Source organism: Anabaena sp. CCY 9910, from assembly GCF_963920875.1.
GTDB classification, from domain to species: Bacteria; Cyanobacteriota; Cyanobacteriia; order Cyanobacteriales; family Nostocaceae; genus Trichormus; species Trichormus variabilis.
On the sequence record NZ_CAWUDJ010000009.1, the window covers coordinates 146,500 to 169,583 of the forward strand.

20 protein-coding genes are annotated in these 23,084 nt (G+C 41.7%); 10 read left to right on the top strand and 10 right to left on the bottom strand.

Annotated elements, in window-relative coordinates; genetic code table 11:
• Nucleotides 1-131: 131 nt before the first annotated feature.
• Complete coding sequence (locus ACM5QX_RS10045; protein WP_414753388.1) at nt 132-1,115, bottom strand: GntR family transcriptional regulator; 984 nt, start codon at nt 1,113-1,115, stop codon at nt 132-134.
• Between the two features lie 201 nt (nt 1,116-1,316).
• Here ACM5QX_RS10045 and ACM5QX_RS10050 point away from each other — a divergent pair, with 201 nt between their 5' ends.
• Both ACM5QX_RS10050 and ACM5QX_RS10055 read left to right on the top strand, forming a co-directional pair.
• Entirely contained in the window at nt 1,317-2,063 is a 747-nt protein-coding gene (locus ACM5QX_RS10050) for a dienelactone hydrolase family protein (protein ID WP_414753389.1), read from the top strand.
• Nucleotides 2,064-2,204: 141 nt separating this feature from the next.
• Nucleotides 2,205-3,113, top strand: a complete 909-nt coding sequence (locus tag ACM5QX_RS10055; protein ID WP_011320431.1) for a S1 RNA-binding domain-containing protein — start codon at nt 2,205-2,207, stop codon at nt 3,111-3,113.
• Nucleotides 3,114-3,238: 125 nt separating this feature from the next.
• On the opposite strand, the gene ACM5QX_RS10060 is transcribed toward ACM5QX_RS10055, so the two are convergent.
• Nucleotides 3,239-4,303: a potassium channel family protein gene (locus ACM5QX_RS10060; protein ID WP_414753390.1), complete on the bottom strand. Its 1,065-nt coding sequence runs from the start codon at nt 4,301-4,303 to the stop codon at nt 3,239-3,241.
• A gap of 150 nt (nt 4,304-4,453) precedes the next feature.
• Here ACM5QX_RS10060 and ACM5QX_RS10065 point away from each other — a divergent pair, with 150 nt between their 5' ends.
• Both ACM5QX_RS10065 and ACM5QX_RS10070 read left to right on the top strand, forming a co-directional pair.
• Nucleotides 4,454-5,737 carry an aspartate aminotransferase family protein gene (locus ACM5QX_RS10065; RefSeq protein ID WP_414753391.1) on the top strand — a complete coding sequence of 428 codons (1,284 nt, stop codon included), beginning with the start codon at nt 4,454-4,456 and terminating at the stop codon, nt 5,735-5,737.
• A gap of 354 nt (nt 5,738-6,091) precedes the next feature.
• Nucleotides 6,092-7,114, top strand: a complete 1,023-nt coding sequence (locus tag ACM5QX_RS10070) for a tetratricopeptide repeat protein (RefSeq protein ID WP_414753392.1) — start codon at nt 6,092-6,094, stop codon at nt 7,112-7,114.
• A 72-nt stretch (nt 7,115-7,186) separates the two neighbouring features.
• Here ACM5QX_RS10070 and psb28 read toward each other — a convergent pair whose 3' ends face one another.
• The 3 genes from psb28 to ACM5QX_RS10085 form a co-directional block, all read right to left on the bottom strand.
• Nucleotides 7,187-7,555: a photosystem II reaction center protein Psb28 gene (gene psb28 / locus ACM5QX_RS10075; RefSeq protein ID WP_010995256.1), complete on the bottom strand. Its 369-nt coding sequence runs from the start codon at nt 7,553-7,555 to the stop codon at nt 7,187-7,189.
• A 120-nt stretch (nt 7,556-7,675) separates the two neighbouring features.
• Nucleotides 7,676-8,314 (bottom strand): pyridoxamine 5'-phosphate oxidase family protein, encoded by a 639-nt coding sequence (locus ACM5QX_RS10080; RefSeq protein WP_414753393.1) that lies wholly within the window; start codon nt 8,312-8,314, stop codon nt 7,676-7,678.
• Nucleotides 8,304-8,588 (bottom strand): hypothetical protein, encoded by a 285-nt coding sequence (locus ACM5QX_RS10085; RefSeq protein WP_414753394.1) that lies wholly within the window; start codon nt 8,586-8,588, stop codon nt 8,304-8,306. Before ACM5QX_RS10085 ends, ACM5QX_RS10080 begins: the two co-directional genes overlap by 11 nt.
• 136 nt (nt 8,589-8,724) lie before the next feature.
• On the opposite strand from ACM5QX_RS10085, the gene ACM5QX_RS10090 reads away from it, so the two are divergent.
• The 3 genes from ACM5QX_RS10090 to ACM5QX_RS10100 all read left to right on the top strand — a co-directional run bounded on the left by ACM5QX_RS10090 (nt 8,725) and on the right by ACM5QX_RS10100 (nt 11,823).
• Nucleotides 8,725-9,450 carry a hypothetical protein gene (locus tag ACM5QX_RS10090; RefSeq protein ID WP_414753395.1) on the top strand — a complete coding sequence of 242 codons (726 nt, stop codon included), beginning with the start codon at nt 8,725-8,727 and terminating at the stop codon, nt 9,448-9,450.
• 388 nt (nt 9,451-9,838) lie between these two features.
• A complete protein-coding gene (locus ACM5QX_RS10095; protein ID WP_414753396.1) occupies nt 9,839-10,606 on the top strand; it encodes a DUF1350 family protein in 768 nt (255 codons plus the stop codon).
• 80 nt (nt 10,607-10,686) lie between these two features.
• Nucleotides 10,687-11,823: a SpoIIE family protein phosphatase gene (locus tag ACM5QX_RS10100; RefSeq protein WP_414753397.1), complete on the top strand. Its 1,137-nt coding sequence runs from the start codon at nt 10,687-10,689 to the stop codon at nt 11,821-11,823.
• Here the strand turns inward: ACM5QX_RS10100 and ACM5QX_RS10105 are convergent.
• From ACM5QX_RS10105 to cysS, 5 genes are all read right to left on the bottom strand, one after another.
• Nucleotides 11,820-12,146: an STAS domain-containing protein gene (locus ACM5QX_RS10105; protein WP_414753398.1), complete on the bottom strand. Its 327-nt coding sequence runs from the start codon at nt 12,144-12,146 to the stop codon at nt 11,820-11,822. The two genes, ACM5QX_RS10100 and ACM5QX_RS10105, sit on opposite strands and share 4 nt — an antisense overlap.
• An 853-nt stretch (nt 12,147-12,999) precedes the next feature.
• On the bottom strand, nt 13,000-14,406 hold the full coding sequence (locus tag ACM5QX_RS10110; protein ID WP_414753399.1) for a sensor histidine kinase: 1,407 nt from the start codon (nt 14,404-14,406) through the stop codon (nt 13,000-13,002).
• Between the two features lie 259 nt (nt 14,407-14,665).
• Nucleotides 14,666-16,012, bottom strand: a complete 1,347-nt coding sequence (locus ACM5QX_RS10115) for a TldD/PmbA family protein (RefSeq protein ID WP_414753400.1) — start codon at nt 16,010-16,012, stop codon at nt 14,666-14,668.
• Nucleotides 16,013-16,247: 235 nt separating this feature from the next.
• Entirely contained in the window at nt 16,248-17,684 is a 1,437-nt protein-coding gene (locus ACM5QX_RS10120) for a TldD/PmbA family protein (protein WP_414753401.1), read from the bottom strand.
• A 3-nt stretch (nt 17,685-17,687) separates the two neighbouring features.
• Nucleotides 17,688-19,148: a cysteine--tRNA ligase gene (cysS, locus tag ACM5QX_RS10125; RefSeq protein WP_414753402.1), complete on the bottom strand. Its 1,461-nt coding sequence runs from the start codon at nt 19,146-19,148 to the stop codon at nt 17,688-17,690.
• A gap of 173 nt (nt 19,149-19,321) precedes the next feature.
• On the opposite strand from cysS, the gene ACM5QX_RS10130 reads away from it, so the two are divergent.
• The 3 genes from ACM5QX_RS10130 (at nt 19,322) to ACM5QX_RS10140 (ending at nt 22,974) form a co-directional block, all read left to right on the top strand.
• Entirely contained in the window at nt 19,322-20,458 is a 1,137-nt protein-coding gene (locus ACM5QX_RS10130) for a CobW family GTP-binding protein (protein ID WP_414753403.1), read from the top strand.
• 343 nt (nt 20,459-20,801) lie between these two features.
• Nucleotides 20,802-21,860, top strand: coding sequence for a PstS family phosphate ABC transporter substrate-binding protein (locus tag ACM5QX_RS10135; protein ID WP_414753404.1), 1,059 nt, complete (start codon nt 20,802-20,804; stop codon nt 21,858-21,860).
• A 100-nt stretch (nt 21,861-21,960) separates the two neighbouring features.
• On the top strand, nt 21,961-22,974 hold the full coding sequence (locus ACM5QX_RS10140) for an ArsJ-associated glyceraldehyde-3-phosphate dehydrogenase (protein ID WP_414753406.1): 1,014 nt from the start codon (nt 21,961-21,963) through the stop codon (nt 22,972-22,974).
• The last annotated feature ends 110 nt before the right edge of the window (nt 22,975-23,084 follow it).

Genomic DNA, 23,084 nt, shown 5'->3' on the forward strand with positions numbered 1-23,084 from the left:
GGTTCAGTGCGTCAGTCCTATGTTCATGGAAAGACATATTAGTAGGGTGCGTCAGATATGAAAAATCTGTTCATTGACAGCATTTAAGTCGTCTGACGCACCCTCGACTTATAGGGCGGAGAGTGTCAAGCTTATCCTAAGCCTAGTTCTCGTTTGAGTAAGTTAATTGAGTTTGCACCGATGTAATTATCTACTTTAATTAATTTTGGTGGACGGATGATGTCTTCGGAGGCGGCTTGGACGGCGGCTTGCACAGTTGCATAACAGGCTTGGTCACAGATAATCACTTCGGCGCGCTTGACGATCGCCTGCATTTTGTAATTATCTTTTGGTTGGGTGGTCATGACTAATAACTCGTCACCCCGCAAGCCGTGGAGGATGACTTCTGCTTGGCGACCAATTCCCGAACTGAGGCTGACTATCCCTACACAGTTATCTTTAGGTAAGTTTTTCAGCAGGTTGATTTCTTTGTTGTAGTCGTAGATATCTAGAGGGATGACACGGATAGCTTTAGGGGCAGCGATCGCTTCCACATCGTTGATAAAATAGCGACTGGTGACAACTGTGGCGGAGGTGGTTTTATCTAGTACGGCTGCTAACTCATCTATCGCCACTATCTGCACGGGAATTTCTAGTTCTTCTTCTAACTCATAGGCCATTAACTCCCCCACACCAATATCTTGAGTCGGAGATGCTACCAGTACCCGCGCACTACAACGCAAGCGCCAGTCAATTTCTGCCAAAAATATTTCTCTTGCTTGGCTGAGTGAGTAGCCTTGGCCTAGTAATTCATCAAGTGCTTGCTGTAAAACTTTTGATGCTTCAGGATGTTGTGTGAGGATGGGCGATTGTAGCCTGCTACCACCCTCATGACCTTGAGCGCGGACATAAATCCCTGAGCCTGCTAAACTTTCAACAAAACCGTCTTCTTCTAACTGACGATAAACTTTACTGATAGTATTGCGGTGTAACCCCGTTTGCATTGCCAAAGCCCTGGTGCTGGGCAATTTGTATGCAGGTGGATATTGGCGAGAAGCGATCGCAAACCTGAGTTGGTTAAATAGTTGGGTTGATGCGGGAATCTCACTATCTGGCTGAATACGGAATTGAATCATCACCCAAACTCCTGAATAAGCAATTCAAAATTCAACATAAATAACAATAAACAACCCAAGCATTTTGGCGATTTTATGTTGGGTACTTTCGGGTTTAAATTTCTTATGTGGTGACTATTGGTAGTTGATATTTTCAGAGAAGTAGCCTAGTTATATCAAATAATTAGAGAAATTCACCACACAACACGGGTAAAAATTATTATGACTGAGCAAGTAGTTGCCACAGAAACCGTTAACTTTTCGCAAAACAATCTACAAATAGCTGGGTACTTAGCACAGCCACAAGCACCAGGTTCCTACCCAGGGGTTGTAGTTTTACAGGAGATTTTTGGCGTTAATAGCCATATTCGGGACGTAACCGAACGGATTGCTAAGTTAGGGTATGTGGCGATCGCTCCGGCGCTATTCCAACGTCAAGCACCAGGCTTTGAAACTGGATACACACCCCAAGATATTGAAGTTGGCAGAGGTTATGCAATGCAAACCAAAGCCACAGAATTACTCAGCGATATTCAAGCAGCTATAGATTATCTAAAAACTCTCCCCCAAGTGAAACAAGATGGCTTTGGTTGTATTGGCTTCTGCTTTGGGGGTCACGTAGCCTATCTTGCTGCCACTTTACCAGATATCAAAGCGACGGCATCTTTTTACGGTGCGGGAATTGCTACCCGTACATTTGGCGGCGGGAATCCTACTGTCAGCCGCACACCAGAAATCAAAGGCACATTATATGGCTTTTTTGGTACGGAAGATGCCAGTATTCCTCCAGAGCAAATAGACCAAATCGAGACAGAGTTAGAAAAATACAACATTTCTCATCGTGTGTTCCGCTACGATGGAGCTGATCACGGATTTTTCTGTGACCGTCGTGCCAGCTATAATCCTCAAACAGCTGCTGCTGCTTGGGAGCAGGTGCAACAACTATTTAAGACTGTGTTAACAACATAGGTTTAAAGACTCTCAATTCCCATACCACCTTAAGCGGAGCCTTGTTCATTAAGAATTACGTAGCTTGCTTACCGTAGGGTATTACGAATTATCAATTCCCTTGGTTTCAAATAAAATAACCACAATTTAAGTTCAATAGTCATGAATTCCGAATCGAAACTATCTCAAAAAGCCAACTCGTCTTTCACAATGGACGACTTTGCCAAAGCACTAGAAAATCACGACTACCAGTTCCAAAAGGGGCAAGTTGTTTACGGCAAGGTTTTCCAACTTGATCCTGATGGCGCTTATGTTGATATTGGTGGCAAGTCGTCAGCTTATATTCCCCGCGATGAGGCTTCTTTGAGGGCAGTTAACGATTTAGCGGCAGTATTGCCGTTGCATGAGGAGCTTGAGTTTATTATCATCCGTGAACAGGATGCAGAAGGTCAAGTAACCCTTTCTCGACGGCAGTTAGAAATTAATCATATCTGGGAAAAACTGGCGCAAATGAAGGAAAATTCCCAGCCGGTGGATGTGAAGGTGACAGGTGTGAATAAAGGTGGTGTCACCGTTGATGTTCAAAGCTTGCGGGGATTTATTCCGCGATCGCATCTAACAGAACGTGATAATTTAGAAGCCCTTAAAGGTCACACTCTCACGGCTGGCTTTTTAGAAGTAGACCGCAATAACAAAAAACTCGTCCTTTCCCAGCGTTTGGTAACTCGTTCTAGTAACTTCAATCAGTTAGAAATTGGTCAGTTAGTAGAAGGTAAAATAACTGGGATTAAACCTTTTGGTGTGTTTGTTGACTTAAATGGTCTCAGCGCCTTGTTACATATCAAACAAGTTAGCCAAAAATTCATCGAATCCCTAGAAAAAGTCTTTCAACCTGGTCAAACAATTAAAGCCATAGTTATCGACTTAGATCAAGGTAAAGGTCGAGTGGCTATTTCTACCAGAGCCTTAGAAAACTTCCCCGGTGAAGTGTTAGAAAATTTCGAGGAAGTCATGGCTTCAGCCGAAGCACGCGCTCACCGAGCTGCTAATAAAATGAGTGAGGGGGTATAGGGGTGTAAGGGTTTAGGGGTTTAGGGGTTTAGGGGTTTAGGGGTTTAGGGGTTTAGGGGTTTAGGGGTAAATCTTTCTTTTCCTCACACCCTTACACCCTCACACCCTTACACCCTCACACCCTTTTAAATATTCTTAGGTTTACGTAATTGCTGAGAACCAATTGGGCCGAGAATTTGGTTGAGGGTACGCAGTTGGTCGGCTGTACCCATGCAAATCAGAGTGTCTCCTGGCATTAACACTGTATCTCCTGTGGGGCCGCCGATCAGCATACCATCTAGACGACGAATAGCGAGGACTAATGCCCCACTTTGCGATCGCAGTTTGGCTTTTTGCAAGCTTTGACCAACGAAGGGACATAAGGCCGGGTCGAGTAAAAATTCTTCCATGTAAAGTTGACGGTCTGCACCTGTAAGAATCCCGTCTACAAAGTCTAATACTTGCGGTCTGAGGGCGGCGGCTGCCATCCGCTTCCCACCTGTGATATATGGGGAAATGACGGCATCTGCACCGCCTCGCTGTAATTTTTGCAGAGCTTCTTCGGTGCTGGCTCGTGCGATCGCTCTAATTCTCGGATTCAGTGTTTTTGCTGATAAGACTGTGTATAAATTTTCTGCATCAGAAGGGAGAGCCGCAACTAAACAAATTGCCCTTTCAATCCCAACTCTCAAGAGAGTATCGTCCAGTGTGGCATCTCCTTGAAATGCTGTATGCCCTTCCGCTTGCGCCCTTTCAATGGAGTCAGCATCAGAATCAATCACCACAAATGTTACACCTTCCGCCCGAAATTCCTTGGCAATTTGGCGACCAGTCCGACTGAATCCGCAAATGATGTAGTGTTCTGATAAGGATTCCATTAAGCGCCTCTGTTGTCTGAGCCGAATACCTTGTTGAAAGTAACCCTGAATAACTGCTTCTGTAAACCTGTTGACGATGTAGCCAAGGTTGATTACACCTAGCAAAATTAAGGCAATAGTAAATAAGCGTCCACGACTACCAAGGGGGTTGGTTTCACCATATCCCACGGTAGCTAAGGTAATAACTGTCATGTAAGCTGCATCTTCCCATGACCAACCCTCGACAAACCGATACCACAAAGTACCGAGAATTAATACACCACCGAGAGCGATCGCCCCGGCCATTAACTCTTTTTGGATGCGTTGGTATTTCTGTTCAAGAGTTGAATACAAAATTATTTTCCACTATTGCCACAGGTTTGAGGATATATAATGTTAAGCTCAAGAGAAAGTAAGAAACACAATAAATAAAAATTTATTTTTAAGAAACTCTAGGAAACTAGTAGGTAAGTATACAATCAAAAATCCGCAGGAGGAGCGTTAGTGAGCCTACAAACTCTCATTGAGCAAGCCACGAACCCCCCAGAGTCAGGTTCTGCTGCATCTAGCCCCTTTAGTACAGATAGCTTTGACGCATCTGTTATGTCCACATACGGACGCTTTCCCCTCGCCTTAGAACGGGGTGCAGGTTGCCGAGTATGGGATACCCAGGGCAGAGAATACCTAGACTTTGTGGCGGGGATTGCCACTTGTACACTAGGACACGCCCACCCAGCTATGGTAGAAGCCGTAACGCGCCAAATCCAAAAGCTGCACCATGTATCTAATTTGTACTACATTCCCGAACAAGGTGAATTAGCCCAATGGATTATTCAACACTCCTGCGCTGATCGGGTATTTTTCTGTAATTCTGGTGCTGAAGCCAACGAAGCCGCTATTAAACTGGCTCGTAAATATGCCCACACAGTTTTAGACATAGAAAAGCCTATTATTCTCACCGCCAATGCCAGTTTCCACGGACGGACGTTGGCAACTATTACCGCTACTGGGCAAGCAAAGTATCAGAAATATTTTGATCCCCTGGTACCCGGATTTCACTATGTAAATTACAACGATATCAGTGCGGTAGAAGCAGCTATTAGTGAGTTAGATGAGGGAGATTACCGAGTAGCGGCAATTCTCATCGAACCATTACAAGGGGAAGGCGGTGTTCGTCCTGGTGATGTGGAATACTTCCAAAAGCTGCGGCAAATTTGTGATGACACCGGCATTTTGTTGATTTTTGACGAAGTGCAAGTTGGTATGGGACGCAGTGGTAAATTGTGGGGTTATGAATATCTGGGTGTAGAACCAGATATTTTCACCAGCGCCAAAGGTTTGGGTGGTGGTATCCCCATTGGGGCAATGATGAGTAAGAAATTCTGCGATGTCTTCCAACCAGGAGAACACGCCAGCACTTTTGGCGGTAATCCCTTTGCCTGTGGTGTAGCGTTGGCTGTGTGCCAAACCTTGGAAAGGGAGAATATTTTACAGAACGTGGAAGATAGAGGAGAACAGTTAAGGAGTGGGTTAAGAGCGATCGCTGCTAAATATCCCCATCATCTTACAGAAGTTCGCGGTTGGGGTTTAATTAACGGTTTGGAATTAGCCGCAGATATTCAATTAACTGCTGCTGATGTCGTCAAAGCTGCCATCAACGAAGGCTTATTGTTAGTACCAGCCGGGCCAAAGGTTGTCCGTTTTGTACCACCATTAATTGTCACAGAGGCAGAAATCAACACCGCCTTAAAATTATTGGAAAAAGCATTAGCAACTGTGACAGCTTAAATCACATACTGCTGGCAAAAATAGCGGAAATAATCACCGCCGATACACACCAATGAACGCTGATAAAAGTCTGTGTTCATCTACTGGAATCGGCGGCTTATTGTTATCAAATATCTTCACTACTTGAGCTAGATGCAGGTTTAAAAATAGAACATATTTGCTAATAAAGATATACTTTGCTCGCTCGATATCTTATTATTGCTTTAATAATCCCGATACCATACCATCTTGATCTCTTTACGTCTTGTATCTAAAGGTAGAAAATAAAGGTTAACTTAAAGTTGGGCAACCTGAGGAAGGTTCTATCTGCTCAAGAGTAACCTGCCAATCTATATGCAGTACAACTGAGGTCAAATGACGCAATCTTGCAATCGAGTCAAAGTTTGGGAAGAACGCCGTAACGAAGCTAATATTTACTACAAACAGGGGAAATTTTCAGAATATCTTGACTTGGTAACGGAAAATTTACAACTAGCTAGAGCAATTCCAGACCGAGCTAGAGAAGGTCATACATTGAACGATATTGGTCTAGCATATCTTGGGTGTTGGCAACCGCAAAAAGCATTAGATTGTTTCCATCAGGCCTTGGCTGTAGCTGTAGAGATTGGTAATATCCAAGCAGAAGCCACGGCTTTAAGCAATCTAGGTTCTACTTGCAGTCGTCTCGGCAAACTTTCCCAGGCCTTAGAGTATTTTGAGAAAGCCGCGCAAATATTCAGAGAGTTACAAGATACTCAGGGTGAAGTTTCCACCCTCAATGATATGGCGCTAATTTACATCAGATCGGGTAAACCCAAGCGATCGCTCTTGCTGCAAAATCAAATTTTAGCAATGCGGCGTTTGTTAGGAGACCTTTCTGGTGAAGCCACCACACTCAATGGCATTGGATTCGCCTATAGTGTTTTAGGTGAGTTTGGGAAAGCACTAGACTATCTTCAACAAGCATTACCTATTCAAAAAGCAGTCAAGAACTTAGCGGGTGAAGCCATAACTCTGAACAACATCGCCTCGATCTATTTAGACTTAGGACAACCCAAACAAGCCCTGTTACTCTACCATCAAGTTTTGTTAACACGCCAGTCCATGAACGATCTTCCAGGGGAAGCCACTACTCTCAACAACATTGGCTTTACCTACTCTAAATTGAGCAGTCATCGCAAAGCACTGAAATTCTACAAACAAGCACTTGTTATTTATCAACAACTAGAAGATTCTCTTGGAGAAATTTCGACTTTGTTGAATATGGGTAACCTATACGTCACCACAAAACGCAAAAAGTTAGCTCTATTGTGTTATCGCAATGCTCAAACACTAGCTGAAAAAATCTCAGATCAGACAATCTTTGACAAAGTAAAGCAGTTTATGGATGCTATTTAAGGAAAGCGCTTCATGAGCAGATGAATCTACAGGAAACTTGCAAACCAAGGCTGTTTTCACAAATATCTCAACCTAACGTTCTCCATATTCCATATCATTAGCCTCGGCGTAACGGTTCATAAAGCGCATGAACCGTTCCCAATGATCATCACGCTCAACTTCAAATTTGCACTCTACTCCTTGTAATTCATCACCTTCATCACCCCCAAAAATAAATCTTGTAGCGGAAGGGGTGACGCTAATTTCCCCTTCTTCATCGGTTAACAATAGAGAATTCAAGGATTGTTTAGTAAAGCTGTTGAATCCTTCTATCGCTTGCAGTTGATTAAACTTCATCATAACGATGCGTTTGCCAGTACGGACTTCTCGCCGCAAACTAACATTACTTAATTCTTCAAAAATACCTGCGAAAAATTGAATTGAGGGGGTGATAGATGTCATGAGTGGATTTAAATTTAATTGTTATAATCCACAATTTACAACAGTTCGTAACCGAATAGATCCGATTTAAAAGGTCAGTCCCGATGAAACAAGTTGCACCACCAAAGATGAAAATGCTTTTCAGTCTCTACTTGGCTGTTGCTTTCCAGTCTTTGAAGAAGAATTTTGCTCACTTAACTGCTGTTCCAATTCGGCAATCCGATTTTCTAAAGGTGCCATCATTGCTTTAACTTCTCTTTCGGAATAGCGGAGGGGAATGTGTTGGGGACAATTCTCGCTTGTGGCTTCGACATGAAATAGAATCGCCCGTTCCACCTGTGCGGGATAATCGGCAACTCTTACTTGCTCTAGTAAACTAGATTCGCCTTCAATGTATTCGGCTCTACCCCAAATCTTGATGCGTTGGCGATGACGATAATCCATCAAAAACAGAAATGCTTTGTCATTACTGGATAAATTACCGACGGTAATGTACTGCAAATTACCCGAAAAATCAGCAAAGCCTAGCGTCTTTTCATCCAGCACCTTGAGGAAACCAGGTGACCCCCCGCGAAACTGGATGTAGGGGTAGCCATTGGAACTGACGGTTCCCAGGTAAAACCCTTCCAGTTGAGAGATGAATTTGGCAATGTTGGGGGTGATGGTGTCATTAGCAGGGCCATTGGCAATATAGCGATCATAGGTCTGCCGTGAGCCGCGCTCTTCTTGGGCTGCTTGTACTTCTGGAGTGAAGGCAATTTCACCAAATTTACGTGTCATTATCTCCTCCTAAGCCGCTAGTTAGGTGAATTTCGCCATCGCCAGCTAAGGCCACGTAGGGTAAGACTACCACATCGGCGATCGCCAAATACCCTAACTCTAGCCATTGTTGAGTGGCTGGAAATATGTGGTATGAACGCGCCAATTCCGTCCCTTGCCGTACTTCTCCTGCGGTTGAGGAGAGCCAACACACCACCCGACTCATCACTTCTGGCTTGAAAGTGGGGAGTGGGGAAAGACTACTTTCATACAAGGTCTGTGGAACTTGCTTCATCGGTATTTACTTTTTTATTTAGCTTAGTTATTAATAATATAAAAATTTTGAGACAAAATTACAGCAACCTCAGACATCCTGAAAATAGGTTGTTATATTGTACTAAATAACTATTTTGTTCAACCTGGGGAAAGCTGTGCGTAATGATTTACAAGATTTGGAGATTAGTCATAGAGAACTAGAAAATTTGACTAACTTACCTGTGAAATCAGAACTAATTACTATCAGGAACATTTTTAAAAAGATTTGTAGAAAAATTATAACTCAGATTAAAGGCTCTGAAGGAGCTACAGTAGTTTTCCTGAGTTTTTCTGTATTTATTTTTGCATACTTAATATTTGATATTTTTATCAAAGTATTTGCCGCATGGATAGAGATGCCATCCTGGTTATTATTAATAATTTTCAGTTTTTTAGGTGTTGTCAGTACACAGACTTTTTTATATTACTGGTGGCGTAACCAGCAAAAAATCCTGAGAAAAAATCTGACAAATTCTCTAGAAATACTCTTAAATGATGTTGATAGATACAATGCAGTGATTAAAGCTATAGATATTAATGACCAGATAGAAGATGCAGGGAATACAGGAGTAAGCATCAAGGAAAGAGAAAAAGTTATCGATGCCCTGAAACTGACAAGAACCGATTTAATTAGAGCATTAAAAACAGAAAGAATATTAAGAGAAAATCAGAATTTTATTCTCAGTAATACAGAATTGTTTACTAATAATTTAGCCACTTTAACCGCAATGCAAGTGACAGAACAAGCCACTGAGCATGGCAGGTTACTCAATGAAGCATTACAAATTGCTTTAGATGTGCAATATGAAATGAAAAGCTTACAAAGTCAATCTAATCTATAAAATGTGACAAAAGTCTTGAGATTGTTTTATCCAAGCAGTATTGGAAGTGATTGAGAGAAATAAGGTGATACGCACTAGAACAAATATTCTTGCGTCAGGGCTGTCCATAGTCAAGAGTCAAAGGCTAGCTTGAACTGTGGACTGTGAGGCAGTCGCAGTCTTGGCGGTTCCCGTCGATTGCGAACTGCCGTTAGCGTAGCGGTAGCGACGTTAGGAGCGTCACCCGGAGGGTGGACTTTTGACAACCTGAGTGCGAAATATACAATTTAAATGCGTAACAGCTTATTCCTATTCTTGTTGTGGTAATTGCTGAATGGGGTTCTGGTTGGAAAATGACTAATCCAGGGTCTAACATAAAGAAGTGTAAATTAAGCGATCGCCTACAGGGATGGATTGGAAAGAAATTAGAGGTAACTGGGTGCTTGTCCCCCGTAATCCAGTCGGGATCATTCATTTCTTGGGAGGTGCGTTTGTTGCCACAGCACCCCATCTGACATATCGTTGGCTACTAGAACAGTTGGGTAATAAAGGGTATGTAGTGATTGCCACGCCTTTTGTAAATACTTTGGATCATATTGCGATCGCCGACTCTGTGCTATTAAACTTTGAACGCACAATAGAAAGATTGCATGATTCTGGGGCATTACGCAAGCTCTACTTACCTACCTACGGAATCGGACATAGCATGGGGTGTAAACTCCATTTACTTATTGGCAGTCTTTTCCCTGTGGAACGGGCGGGTAATATTTTAATCTCTTTCAACAACTATGCCGCTAAGGATGCTATACCCTTAGTGGAACAGTTCAATACTACTTTGGCGATCGAATTTACTCCCTCGCCTTTGGAAACAAACAAACTCGTGCAGGAAAGTTACAATATCCGGCGCAACTTATTAATCAAATTTAATAACGATAACCTGGATCAATCAGCCGCTTTAACCAAAATCTTACAAACACGCTTTCCAGAAATGGTGACAGCCCAGACTTTACCAGGAACACACACTACACCCTTAGGTCAAGATGTCAAATGGCAAACAGGGTCATCATTCACCCCCTTTGATGCGTTAGGGCAGTGGTTCAAACAAGAAGTCTATCGTGACTTAAATCAGCTAAATCGTGCCATCCTCTTGTGGTTAAATCCTCTTTCACCACCGTAGGAGGCAAAAGGGAGGAGGGAATACTATAGTATATCTCTCACGACCAATGACCAATAACCAATGACCAATGACTATTGACTATGTTTCAAATTTTAATAATTGATGATGATATATCAATTCAAACATTACTAAAAAGAATTTTACAAAAACAGGGTTATCAAATAGTTACTGCGAGTAATGGTGAAGAAGGAATTACTCAAGCATTAACTAGTCGCCCAGCACTAATTATTTGTGATTGGATCATGCCTGGCTTAAATGGTTTGGAGGTTTGCCATCGCATCAAGACAAATCCGAATCTATCCACTACATTTTTTATCTTGCTCACCTCTTTAGACTCTGTAGCCGATCGCGTTAAAGGTTTAGATGCTGGTGCTGATGATTTTATCACCAAGCCGATTGAGCAAAATGAACTGCAAGCAAGGGTGAGAGCCGGATTGCGACTGCATCAATTAAGTCGAGATTTGCGGACTCAAAAGCTGCTATTAGAAGAAGAACTAGCAGAAGCCGCCGAATATGTGCGATCGCTTCTACCAGAACCTCTAAATGAACCCATCAGCATCAATTCTCGATTCATCCCCTCTCGTCAACTCGGTGGTGATTGTTTTGACTATTACTGGCTGGATGACGATTGCTTGGCATTATATCTACTAGATACAGCCGGACATGGATTAAAAGCTGCTCTCCCCTCAATTTCTGTTCTTAATTTACTGCGTTCTCGCGCCCTGAAAAATCTCAATTATTATCAACCCAGCGATGTACTGAAAAATCTTAATGAAACCTTCCAGATGAATTATCAAAATGATAAATACTTCACTATCTGGTATGGTGTTTATCACCGCATCAAACGACAGCTAACTTATGCTAGCGCTGGTCATCCACCTGCAATTTTGATATCTGGAACATCACCAGCTAGTACGGAAGTGCAAATTTTAAGAACCCCAGGAATGCCCGTTGGTATGTTTCCAGAAGCACAATATGTTGATGCTTATTGCAATGTCGAAAAATTGAGCAGTTTGTATATCTTCAGTGATGGCGCTTATGAAATTACTAAATCAGATGGCAAAATTTGGAGTTTAGATGCTTTCATTCAGATACTCGCTAGCGTACATCATAATGATGATTATCAACTTGATCAAGTCTTAAATTGCCTGACCGCTTTGAATCCCAAAGATACGTTTGAAGATGATTTATCAATCCTACAAGTTAAGTTTGACTAACTATTCGCCAGTATAATTTCATTAAATTCATCTTGATTATTAAATATTTCAAATACCTTGTCCATACCAGTCAACTCAAATAATATTCTTACCTGTTCATTAATCGAACAGAGAAATAATTTTGTCCCTGCTGCTCTCAATGTTTTAAAAGCTAACACTAAAGCTCCCAAGGCGGAACTATCCATAAAAATCACATCCTGACAATCAACTAAAACAATTTTTGTGCCGCTATTCAGGAGATGGGTAATCTCTTCTCGCAGTTCCTGTGAATTTGCTGTATTGATAATTCCACTGAGTTTAATAACTTGTACTTGCTGATTCATAGTGTTTTTGACTAATTTACTGTAAAAGGATGTACTAAATTTGCCAATATTATATAGCAACACACACAATTTTAGTGAAACAGATGCGCCTCAAGAGGCTTATTTATTGCTTATAGACTCCATTTGTAACCACAAGACAAGTCGATTTTACCTCAATCAATAAATCTAGATTTTGAATTTATCTTCATATAATTATGAACCTGATTTAGGAAATAAGATTGAGGTAAGAGATATGAAGATAGCCTAATTCCTCAATATTATTTTGTATATCTTGTACCCAAAAGACTAATTTTTTCGCAAATTTATCAAACAATATTCTCACACAATATACATTATAAAAATTAGCTAATCAGTTTGGCAAAATTGTAATTTAAGCTGCAATTTAACTTAACCCTCAATGCAATATAGCGTTTCCTAGTCTGCTGAGGTACAAATTTATCCGCGTCTATCTGTGTCCATCTGCGCTTAATTATTGTCGTTTATACTTCACTAGGATAAAAAAGGCTATAAAGACAATTATGCCAGCAGAAACTATCAAACGGGCGATTAGCCAGCCCTCGCCGTAGCCCACAGCTCTGTTTTTCTTTTCTTATCTTTGATGTTGTCTAGTAAGTAGAACGACTTGAAAAACCTATATTAAGTAATGTAAAAACACTAGGATTAGTTTTGTAGTAAGGACTTTAGTCCTTTTTTGAGAACTAAAGTTCTCTCTGCATTCGGCATAGCGTGTCGAGAAAAAAAGTTGCGCGTAAAACTCTATATAATATTGGCAGTGACTAGCTTAAGCGCAAGAGTATACTACAAAACTTTAATTATTTACCCTGTTCTACCTAGTCGCTGAATCTTATTTCCTTTAAATAGGTATTTCTATTTCAAATTTCGTGTCCTGTCCTGGAGTAGAAATACAGTTTAATTTTCCGCGATGCTGCTCAACTACAATTTGATAGGCGATAGAAAGTCCTAAACCAGTGCCAGATCCAACGGGTTTAGTGGTGAAAAAAGGATCGAAAATGTGGGATATTGATATTTCATCTATACCAATTCCATTATCACTAATAGAAATTCTGACTGTATTTTCTGGAAAAATTACTTCTGTTTTAATTTCAATTCTTGGCTGAGTAATTGTATTAGAGGCAGACTGTAAGGCATCAATTGCATTACTCAAAATGTTCATAAATACCTGATTTATCTGGCTAGCATGGCAATTGACTTTAGGAAGTGGCTGGTATTTTTTAATTATTTGAATCTTTGGTAAAAGCTCATTAGCTTGCAGTCGATGTTGCAGAATTAGCAAAGTACTTTCTATCCCTTCATGCAGATCAATTGATTTTTTGCTTGATTCATCAAGACGAGAGAAATTTCGTAAACTCAGGACGATATCCCGAATGCGATCGCTTCCCGTTTCCATAGACTTAAGCATTTTAGCAACATCTTTTTGTAAAAATTCTATGTCGGCTTCTTTAATTTTCTGTTGCAGGGAGATAGAAGGATTAGGATATTCTGATTGATATGCCACAATCAGTTCTAAAAGAATATTTATAAATTCTCTAGTATGGGTAATGTTGCTATAAATGAATCCAATGGGATTATTTATCTCATGAGCAATACCTGCGACAAGATGTCCTAAACTAGACATTCTTTCTGCCTGAATTAGTTGTATTTGGGTTTTATGTAGCTCTTTGAGAGTTTGTTCTAAGTGAATATTTTGCTGTTTAAGTGCTGTTTCTGCCAATTGGCGCTCAATCTCTGCTGCGGATCGAGCAGCAAATATTTTTAAAATAGCCTCTTGTTCTTCGTAACTGCGTTCTAATGGTTTAATATGTAAGCCAGCAATATGTCCAAGAGGTTTACCCTGAGGATCTAAAATTGGAACGCCTAGATAGCTTTCCGCATTTAAGTTAACTAAATCTAGGTCATCAGGAAACTTTTTTTGGATACAATCGGGGTAAATCTGAAGACCTTCTTGATAAAGAACCCCGCAAGGAGTTCCAGCCAGATCGTATTCAAAATTGGGGCCAAATTCCTCTCCTTTCCAAAATGCCAAAACTCTAGCTCGTGGCTGTTCATCATCAATAAACTCTGCAATCAAAGCATACTGAATTTGGAGTACCTCAGCCAAGTAATGAGCGCAAGCTTGGAAGAAGGCTTCACCAACCTGAGATGCAATCCCTTCTACAATCAGTTTCAGGTTAATATTTTCTTGCTGGAGTGGTTGATCGGGTAACGAAATCGCCGTTTTTTTTGAAAGTGGAGTTAGCATGACAATAGGTTGAATATTGAGTAGGTATTACGACACGTCGTTCCTCTCATTCTTCCCAAGTACAAGGGATAAACTCTATTACCAAAGAACAATTTAAGCAAGTTTCATACAAGATTAATACAAACTAATTGATTGTAAATTGATATCGTCTATTAGCTTATTACCACCATAAGAGCCGTCTATTTAAAACAAATGATCACATATAGGCAATGGTTACAACAGCCTAAATATAGTGATTCAGTTTGATAGATGAATATGGCTACAAGGTGTAAGTAAAATCATTGACCAGCATCCCAGGAACCAGACTACCTCCTAGTTGACGACTCTCGTAGGTTCCTACTTCAGGAATGAATTCTTGAATGTTGGTAAAGTCTATTAAATTTTCTCCCCAAAAGCAATACAGGCTTTCATCAAAGCGTAAGTTTTCAATGGGGGCGACAATCTCACCGTTTTCTATCCAAAAACAGGCGTAACGGGTCATACCTGTAATTCTACCTGTGGGGCGATCGCTCCAGTTCAAGTAATGCAAATTGGATACATATAAGCCTGTATCTAAACTGGGGAGAATTTGTTCATAAGTTAAATTCCCTGGTATCACCTCTGGCGCACGTAAGGTTTCCGAACTGTTCGCACCGTTGGCAATTTTTTGATATTCTTTAGCAGTCCGCGAATTAACTAAGGTATTGACTAAAATTCCTTTGTCAATTATTGATAATTCTGGTGCAGCCATTTCTCCCAGTTGGTTAAATCGCGGTACTAAACCCAGTTGGAAGTTTTCTCGCAAACTAAATTTAGGGGAAAGTTGTTTATCTTGGCGTGAGAGAATAGCTAATGCACTATTACCTTGTTGGATATCTGCTTCACTGACTGCACCCCAAGAAAGCATACTTAATAAATCAGCAACAGCCGCCGGGGCAAAATAAGTTTTGTATTGTCCTTTCGGTACTTCTTTAGCTCGATTTGCTAGCAGTTTTAATTGCTGTTTCCCTTCACTAATTTTGACAGAATAAGCTTCTTGATCCCAATTACTCCCAGCAAATGTACCTTTAACTGCTTGCCCAGAACTAATAAACAAAGAATAATCTAAAGTAAAGGAATCAGTAGCAAACCAATGTTTTTGTCCACTAGAATCGCCATAGGCTCTGATAACTAAACCCCCGGCATAGATACCAGTAAAGTCTAACTCCCTAACTTGTTCTAATACATTTGTTACTACTGCTTCTGCTGGCAATATATTACCTATATGCGTTTCCCGACTAGTATTATTTCCTGATGGTAAAACTAGATAAGGATCAACTGGTAATAAAGGCAATTCACCCCGGAGTTCTTGTAAAGCTTGATATGCTGATTGCCAGTCTTTCTCCCAATTTCCAGTAAAAGGAAACTGACGAAAACTGCTGCGCTGGTCTGTCATCAAAGTTAGTTCAATCCAACCATCAGCCACAAAACCAGTTTGGCGGACTTTGGCTTGATTAAAGCGAGTAAATTGACTACGTTCACTGCTAAGTTTCACAGTGAATTGTTCATTTTCTAATTTTTTAACTAGGAGAGTTTCTAATAGTTGATTAAAACTAAATTCTAAAGTAGATACTTCCTCAATTTTCATGGATATCAAAAAGGAATAGAGGGCAACATGAAATTTTGAATTTTGTAGCTTTAGCTTCCCGTAGGGTATTTTGAACTGATTGATTAGAGGCAGGGGGTAGGGGAAACTATAGGTACAAACCTCATCCCTTGTGGCGTGAAAGCTTCGTTTCCCCTTTTAAGCGTTGGTTGAAACCTCCCCCACAAGTAGAGTGATTTTACCCCTGCTCCCTGCTCCCCTGCTCCCCTGCTTTTCATTACCCTCCCCCAAAAACTTCTACATCAGCAAATACACAAACAGGTGAACCATGTCCTACCCAAATAGATTGATTGGGTTCGCCTTTACCACAGAAAGGTGTGCCGTACATTTGCCAGTTAGCATCGTCGCTGATTTTTACTAGACTGTGCCAAAATTCTGGTGTTGTGGCTCGATAGTTAGGATTACGAAGGGTTTTGGTTAGCTTACCATGTTCAATGAGTTTGGCATATTCACAGCCAAACTGAAATTTATAACGGCGATCGTCTATTGACCAGGAACGATTAGATTCCATATAAACGCCATGTTCTATATCACTGATCATCTCATCAAAGGAGACGTTTCCTGGTTCTAAGTTTAAGTTTGCCATGCGGTCAATTGGTGGTCGATTCCATGAGGAAGCGCGGGCGCAGGCTACCCCTGGAACTTTTGCTCTGGCTTGGCTTTCTAAACTGCCTAAACCCCTTTTTAGTACACCTTCTTTGATGACATATTCCCTTGTGGCGACTACACCTGTATCATCAAATCCATAGCTGGCATATTCACCGGCAACGGTGGGGTCAAAAGTGATATTCATTAATGGCGAACCGTAGACTAGTTTGCCAAAGTCACTGGTGTTGACAAAGCTACCACCGGCGTAGTTGCGCTCATCGCCTAAAATTCTGTCAATTTCTAAGGGATGTCCTACACTTTCATGAATTTGTAACATCATTTGGTCTGGGGCTAAAACCAAATGGGTGCGGGTGCTTGGACATTCTTCGGCGGTTAAGAGTTCTATGGCTTGTTCGCCTATTTGCTGTACTCTTTGCCATAGGTGATCTTGTTTTAACAGTTCTAGTCCACCTTGGTAACAGTGTGCTTGCCAGCCGTTATTGCTACGTTGTTGAACGATCGCCCCATCTTGAGCGATCGCGCCATAATGAGTACCTATGGACAAGAATTTTTGATATACCTCAGAACCGTTGCTGCTGACAAACCAACTCTGTTTTTCACTGGTGGAGGCGCTGGCGGTAGTTTGGACAATTTTTTCGTCCACTTTTAAGGTGTGGCAAATTCGCACCAACAAATCATTAATTTCCCCAGGACTGAGAGCATCCAATGGTTCTAAAAATGGTGAGTTATATTCACCCACAACCTTGGGGCGTTCAGTTTCACGGAAGGGATATATGCCCCACTGACTGGCTGCTAGTGCTTGTTTATAGGCGATTTCAGCCGCCGCTTGTAAGGATGGTAATTCTAGGGAGTTGGTAGCCGCATAACCCAAGGAACCATTCACCAAAACTTCTAACATGGCTCCCACTGTGGTTGATTTACCGTTACTTTGGGGTAAACCATCACGGACATAATGGTTAGCAGCAGTTTCCTTTACTACCCTAATACCGATCCAATCGGCAGGTATTTTAAAACTAGCGATCGCTTGTGTAAGTTCAGACCACATAATTCAATTCCTATGCCAACGAGTACCTTGGGGGCTATCAATTAAGGTTACACCTTGTGCTTGTAGTTCATTACGGATGCGATCGCTTTCGCTAAAGTTCTTGTTTTTTCTGGCTGCTTGTCTTTGCTCAATTAGGGCTTCAATATCTGTATCACTCAGACCTGCTTGTGTCAGGGTTTCATCATCTGGTGTTGCTTCTAAACCCAAGACTTTACCTAAGGTGACAAGGGTATTCCATTGGCGTTGGAGTTCATCGCTGGGGGTTTTGGTGGTTCCTTCATGGACGAGGATATTACCCTCGCGGCGGAGTTCTTTGGCTAATTCAAACAGTACCGCCAACCCACCAGAGAAATTAAAGTCATCATCGCCTAATTCTTGAAAGCGGGTGGTGAGTTCAGGGATAATTGCGGATTCTTGACCCCAACCGAGTTTTTCACCGTACTGATAGCCAAAGAGTAAACCTTCCTTCAGGGTTTTCCAGCTATTTTCGGCGTTGGCGATCGCTTCTTCTGTAAAATCTAGAGGCTTGCGATAATGTGCCTGCAAGACAAACAATCTTACAGCCATTGGGTTTACTGGGTCGCCTTTCCAGGTACCCACCCCATCTAATAATTCTCGAATGGTGATGAAATTACCCAGAGATTTCGACATTTTTTGACCATTCACCATCACCATACCATTGTGTGTCCAATAACGCGCCAATGGCTGATTCATGGCTGCTTCAGACTGAGCAATTTCATTTTCATGGTGGGGAAAAATTAAATCTCCACCACCACCATGAATATCAATTGTTGCCCCTAGCTTAGAACGAATCATCGCCGAGCATTCAATATGCCATCCCGGACGACCTGGCCCCCAAGGGGAATCCCATGCTGGTTCCCCTGGTTTTGCTGCCTTCCACAAGGCAAAATCAAAGGGATGTTGTTTTTTAGGTTCTGAATCTTCCCCATCTACACGACCACTAGCACCAGCCTGCATTTGTTCCAACTCTCGGCCAGAGAGTTTGCCATAACTGGGAAAGCGTTCTACACGATAATAGACATCTCCAGCAACGGCGTAAGCTAGGCCTTTTTCCTCCAGAATTTGGATTAATTGATGAATTTCGGGAATATGCTCAGTCACACGGGGATATTCATCCGCATCCAGGACATTTAAACGGCGGATATCTGCAAAATAGGCATCGATAAAGCGGTTCGACACCTCGACCATTGTTGAACCTTGTTCTTTGGCACGGTTAAGAATCTTATCGTCAATATCGGTAAAATTTTGGATGTATTTAACTTCAAAACCACGCCAAATCAAATAACGCCGAATCGTATCCCAAACTATATAGGAACGTGCATGACCCAAATGGCAATAATCATAGACTGTCACACCGCAGCAATACATCTTAACCTTACCTGGCTCTACAGTTTCCAAAGGTTCTTGACGGCGGGTGAGGGTATTGTAAATCGTTAGGGTCATAACACGGTAACTTGGAAGAGATAGGCAATAATAGGATAAAGCAGCTGGACAAATATTCCAGCATCCCTATGCTAGTGTTTTCTGGACTATCTCCGCTACCATTTTGCCATTCCGCTCGAAACAAGCTGCCCTGAAAGTCCTGTCGTATCTTCTAATTTTGCGCCCATATTGCTATGCAATCAGCAGTCACCGATAATTCTCAACCAATGGATGCTCCCAAACAAGGAATGCCAGTCACGATTATTACTGGATTTCTCGGTAGTGGCAAGACAACTTTACTCAATCATATTCTCAGCAATCAACAGAATTTAAAAACTGCCGTTTTGGTCAATGAATTTGGAGAAATCGGCATTGACAACGAGTTAATCGTTTCCACCGATGAGAATATGGTGGAACTGAGTAACGGTTGTATTTGCTGCACTATTAATAATGATTTAGTAGATGCTGTATACAAGGTTTTAGAAAGGGAAGAAAAGCTAGATTATTTAGTTGTGGAAACAACTGGACTAGCTGATCCCTTACCAGTAGCCCTAACATTTTTGGGTACAGAACTGCGGGATTTAACCCGATTGGATTCGATTATTACTGTAGTGGATGCAGCCAATTACAGTTTAGATTTATTTAACTCACAAGCAGCTTACAGCCAAATTGCCTACGGTGATGTAATTCTGTTGAACAAGACAGATTTGGTTGATGAAGCCAGCTTGAATGATTTGGAAAGAAAAATCAATGAAGTTAAAGAAGGTGCGAGGATTTTAAGAACGAAGCGATCGCAAGTTCCCCTCCCCTTAATCTTAAGTGTGGGTCTATTTGAGTCGGATAAGTATTATGATACAGCCGATGACCATAGTCACGACCATCACGACCATGACCATGACCATGATCATTCAGCTTGTGAGCATGATCATCATGACCATGAGCATGATCATTCAACTTGCGGTCACGACCACCACGACCACGAACACCATCATCACCACTCCGACCATTTAGAAAACGATGGTTTCACCTCAATATCTTTCCAAAGTGATCAACCATTTTCAATTCGCAAGTTTCAATACTTTCTAGATAACCAACTTCCCACAAATATTTTCCGAGCCAAGGGGATTATGTGGTTTGATGAAAGTCCCAAGCGTCACATTTTCCACCTATGTGGTAAACGCTTTACTTTAGATGATGAGGAATGGAAAGGCGCACCTAAAAACCAATTAGTATTGATTGGTCAAAATTTAGACCGTGAAACTTTACTCACTCAATTAGAAAACTGCGTCTGTCTTCCTTCTACCAGCCGGGGTAAAGGTTTTGGGAAATAGAAATGATATAGGACTTACGCACCCAGATTTTCTGTTGAGACTGGGTGTAGGGGTATAGGGGTGTAAGGGTATAGGGGTGTAAGGGTGTAGGGGTGTAAGGGTTTAAGGGTGTAAGGGTTTAAGGGATTAGGGGTTTCAAACATTTATACCCCTAATCCCCAGTCCCCAATCCCCAATCCCCAATCCCCAATCCCCAATCCCCAATCCCCTAATTAATAACCTTTACTGATACATCAACTTTTTTTGATGAATTTTTATGTACAGTAGCCCCACCTTGGTTGACATATCAATTTTTTTTGAAATGATATAGACATACCTAAATATCACCATAAAGGTGGGGTAAATGAAAACAACAGCAGAGAAATTGGCTCTCACGCTGGGGATTTTTGCTGTCGTCAGTGGTTGCACAGCTACATCTAATAACTCGGCTCAAACTCAGGATTCAGCGAAAGTCACAGAGGTTGCTAACTCAACAAACGTAGCGAGTGTGACAGTTGACGGTTCAAGTACAGTTTATCCGATTACCCAGGCGATCGCTCAAGAGTTTCAAGCAAACTCCAAAAATAATCTCCAAGTTCAAGTGAGTATTTCCGGTACTGGTGGCGGTTTTACCAAATTTTGTGCGGGGAAAGCAGATATAAATAATGCCTCTCGACCGATTACGCAAGCAGAGATGGCAGATTGTAACCGCAACGGCATCAGGTATATAGAATTACCTGTAGCTTTTGATGCCTTAACTATCGCTGTGAATCCCCAAAATGATTGGGCAAAAGATATTACAGTTGCCGAACTGAAAAAGATTTGGGAACCTGGGGCGGAAGGGAAAATCACCCGTTGGAACCAAGTACGCGCATCTTGGCCAGATAGACCATTGAATTTATACGGTGCTGGTAAACAGTCTGGGACATTTGACTACTTTACAGAAGCTATCACAGGTAAGGCGAAAGCCAGCCGTAACGACTATACAGCTAGCGAAGATGATGAAGTTTTAGTAGCAGGTATTAGTAAAGACCCGAACGCCTTGGGTTATTTTGGCTATGCCTATTATGAAGAAAACCAAAAAAGCTTAAAAGTATTAGCAGTTGATAATGGTAAAGGTGCAATTACACCATCACGAGAAACAGTAGAAAAATCCAAATATCAACCTCTTTCTCGACCCTTATTTATCTACGTCAATCCTTGGTCAGCCAAACATAAAAGTGCAGTTTATCAGTTTGTAGATTTCTACATTAAACAAGCCCCGAAAACTGCCAGTGCTGTTGGTTATGTACCCTTATCAAGTGAAGCTTACCAAATTGATTATGTTCACTTAAATCAAGGTAAAGCAGGAACAGTATTTGCTGGTAAATCCCAGTTTGATTTAACGCTTAGTGAATTATTACGCAAGCAAAAGCAATTTTAATAGTCAACAGTCCATAGTCAATGGTCAATGGTCAATAGTTATTGTTTTTGACTATGGACTAATGACCAATGACTAATGACAAATAACAATAGGAAAACTCATGAAAATTCGTGTTGGTATCAACGGATTTGGTAGGATGGGGCGGTTGGCTTTGCGGGCTGCATGGGGTTGGCCGGAACTAGAATTTGTGCATATTAATGAAATAAAAGGTGGTGCAATTGCAGCAGCCCACTTGCTCAAGTTTGATTCTGTTCACGGACGCTGGACACCAGAAGTAGAAGCAGAGGGCGATCGCATTCTCATTAATGGTACACCCCTGAGCTTTAGTGAGTATGGCAAGCCGGAAGATGTACCCTGGGAAGACTTTGGTGTTGATTTAGTCCTAGAATGTTCTGGCAAATTTCGGACTCCTGCAACCCTCGACCCTTATTTCAAACGTGGGGTGCAGAAGGTAATTGTGGCTGCGCCTGTGAAGGAATCAGCCTTAAATATTGTCATGGGTGTAAATGATTATTTATACGAGCCGGAAAAGCATCACCTTTTAACAGCTGCTTCTTGTACAACCAACTGTTTAGCCCCAGTAGTGAAAGTTATTCACGAAGGCTTGGGGATTAAACATGGCATTATTACCACCATCCATGACAATACGAATACTCAAACCCTAGTCGATGCACCCCACAAAGATTTACGGCGCGCACGGGCTACCAGTTTATCACTGATTCCCACCACTACAGGATCAGCAACAGCGATCGCCTTAATTTACCCAGAACTCAAAGGTAAACTCAACGGTATCGCCGTACGAGTACCACTGCTCAACGCTTCCCTCACAGACTGTGTGTTTGAAGTTACCCGACCCACCACAGTCGAAGAAATTAACGCACTCCTCAAAGCTGCATCTGAACAAGCACCACTGCAAGGCATCCTGGGCTATGAAGAACGTCCTTTAGTCTCCATCGACTATAAAGACGACCCTCGTTCTTCCATCATTGATGCCCTTTCCACAATGGTTGTAGACGAAACACAAGTCAAAATTCTGGCTTGGTATGACAACGAGTGGGGTTACGTCAACCGCATGGTTGAACTCGCTCGTAAGGTTGCATTAAGTCTGAAATAGGAATTGGGTATCAGGTATCGCGGATCGGGTATTAGGTCAAAAGTAAATTCCCCAATCCCCAATCCCCAATCCCCAATCCCCAATCCCCAATCCCCAATCCCCAATCCCCA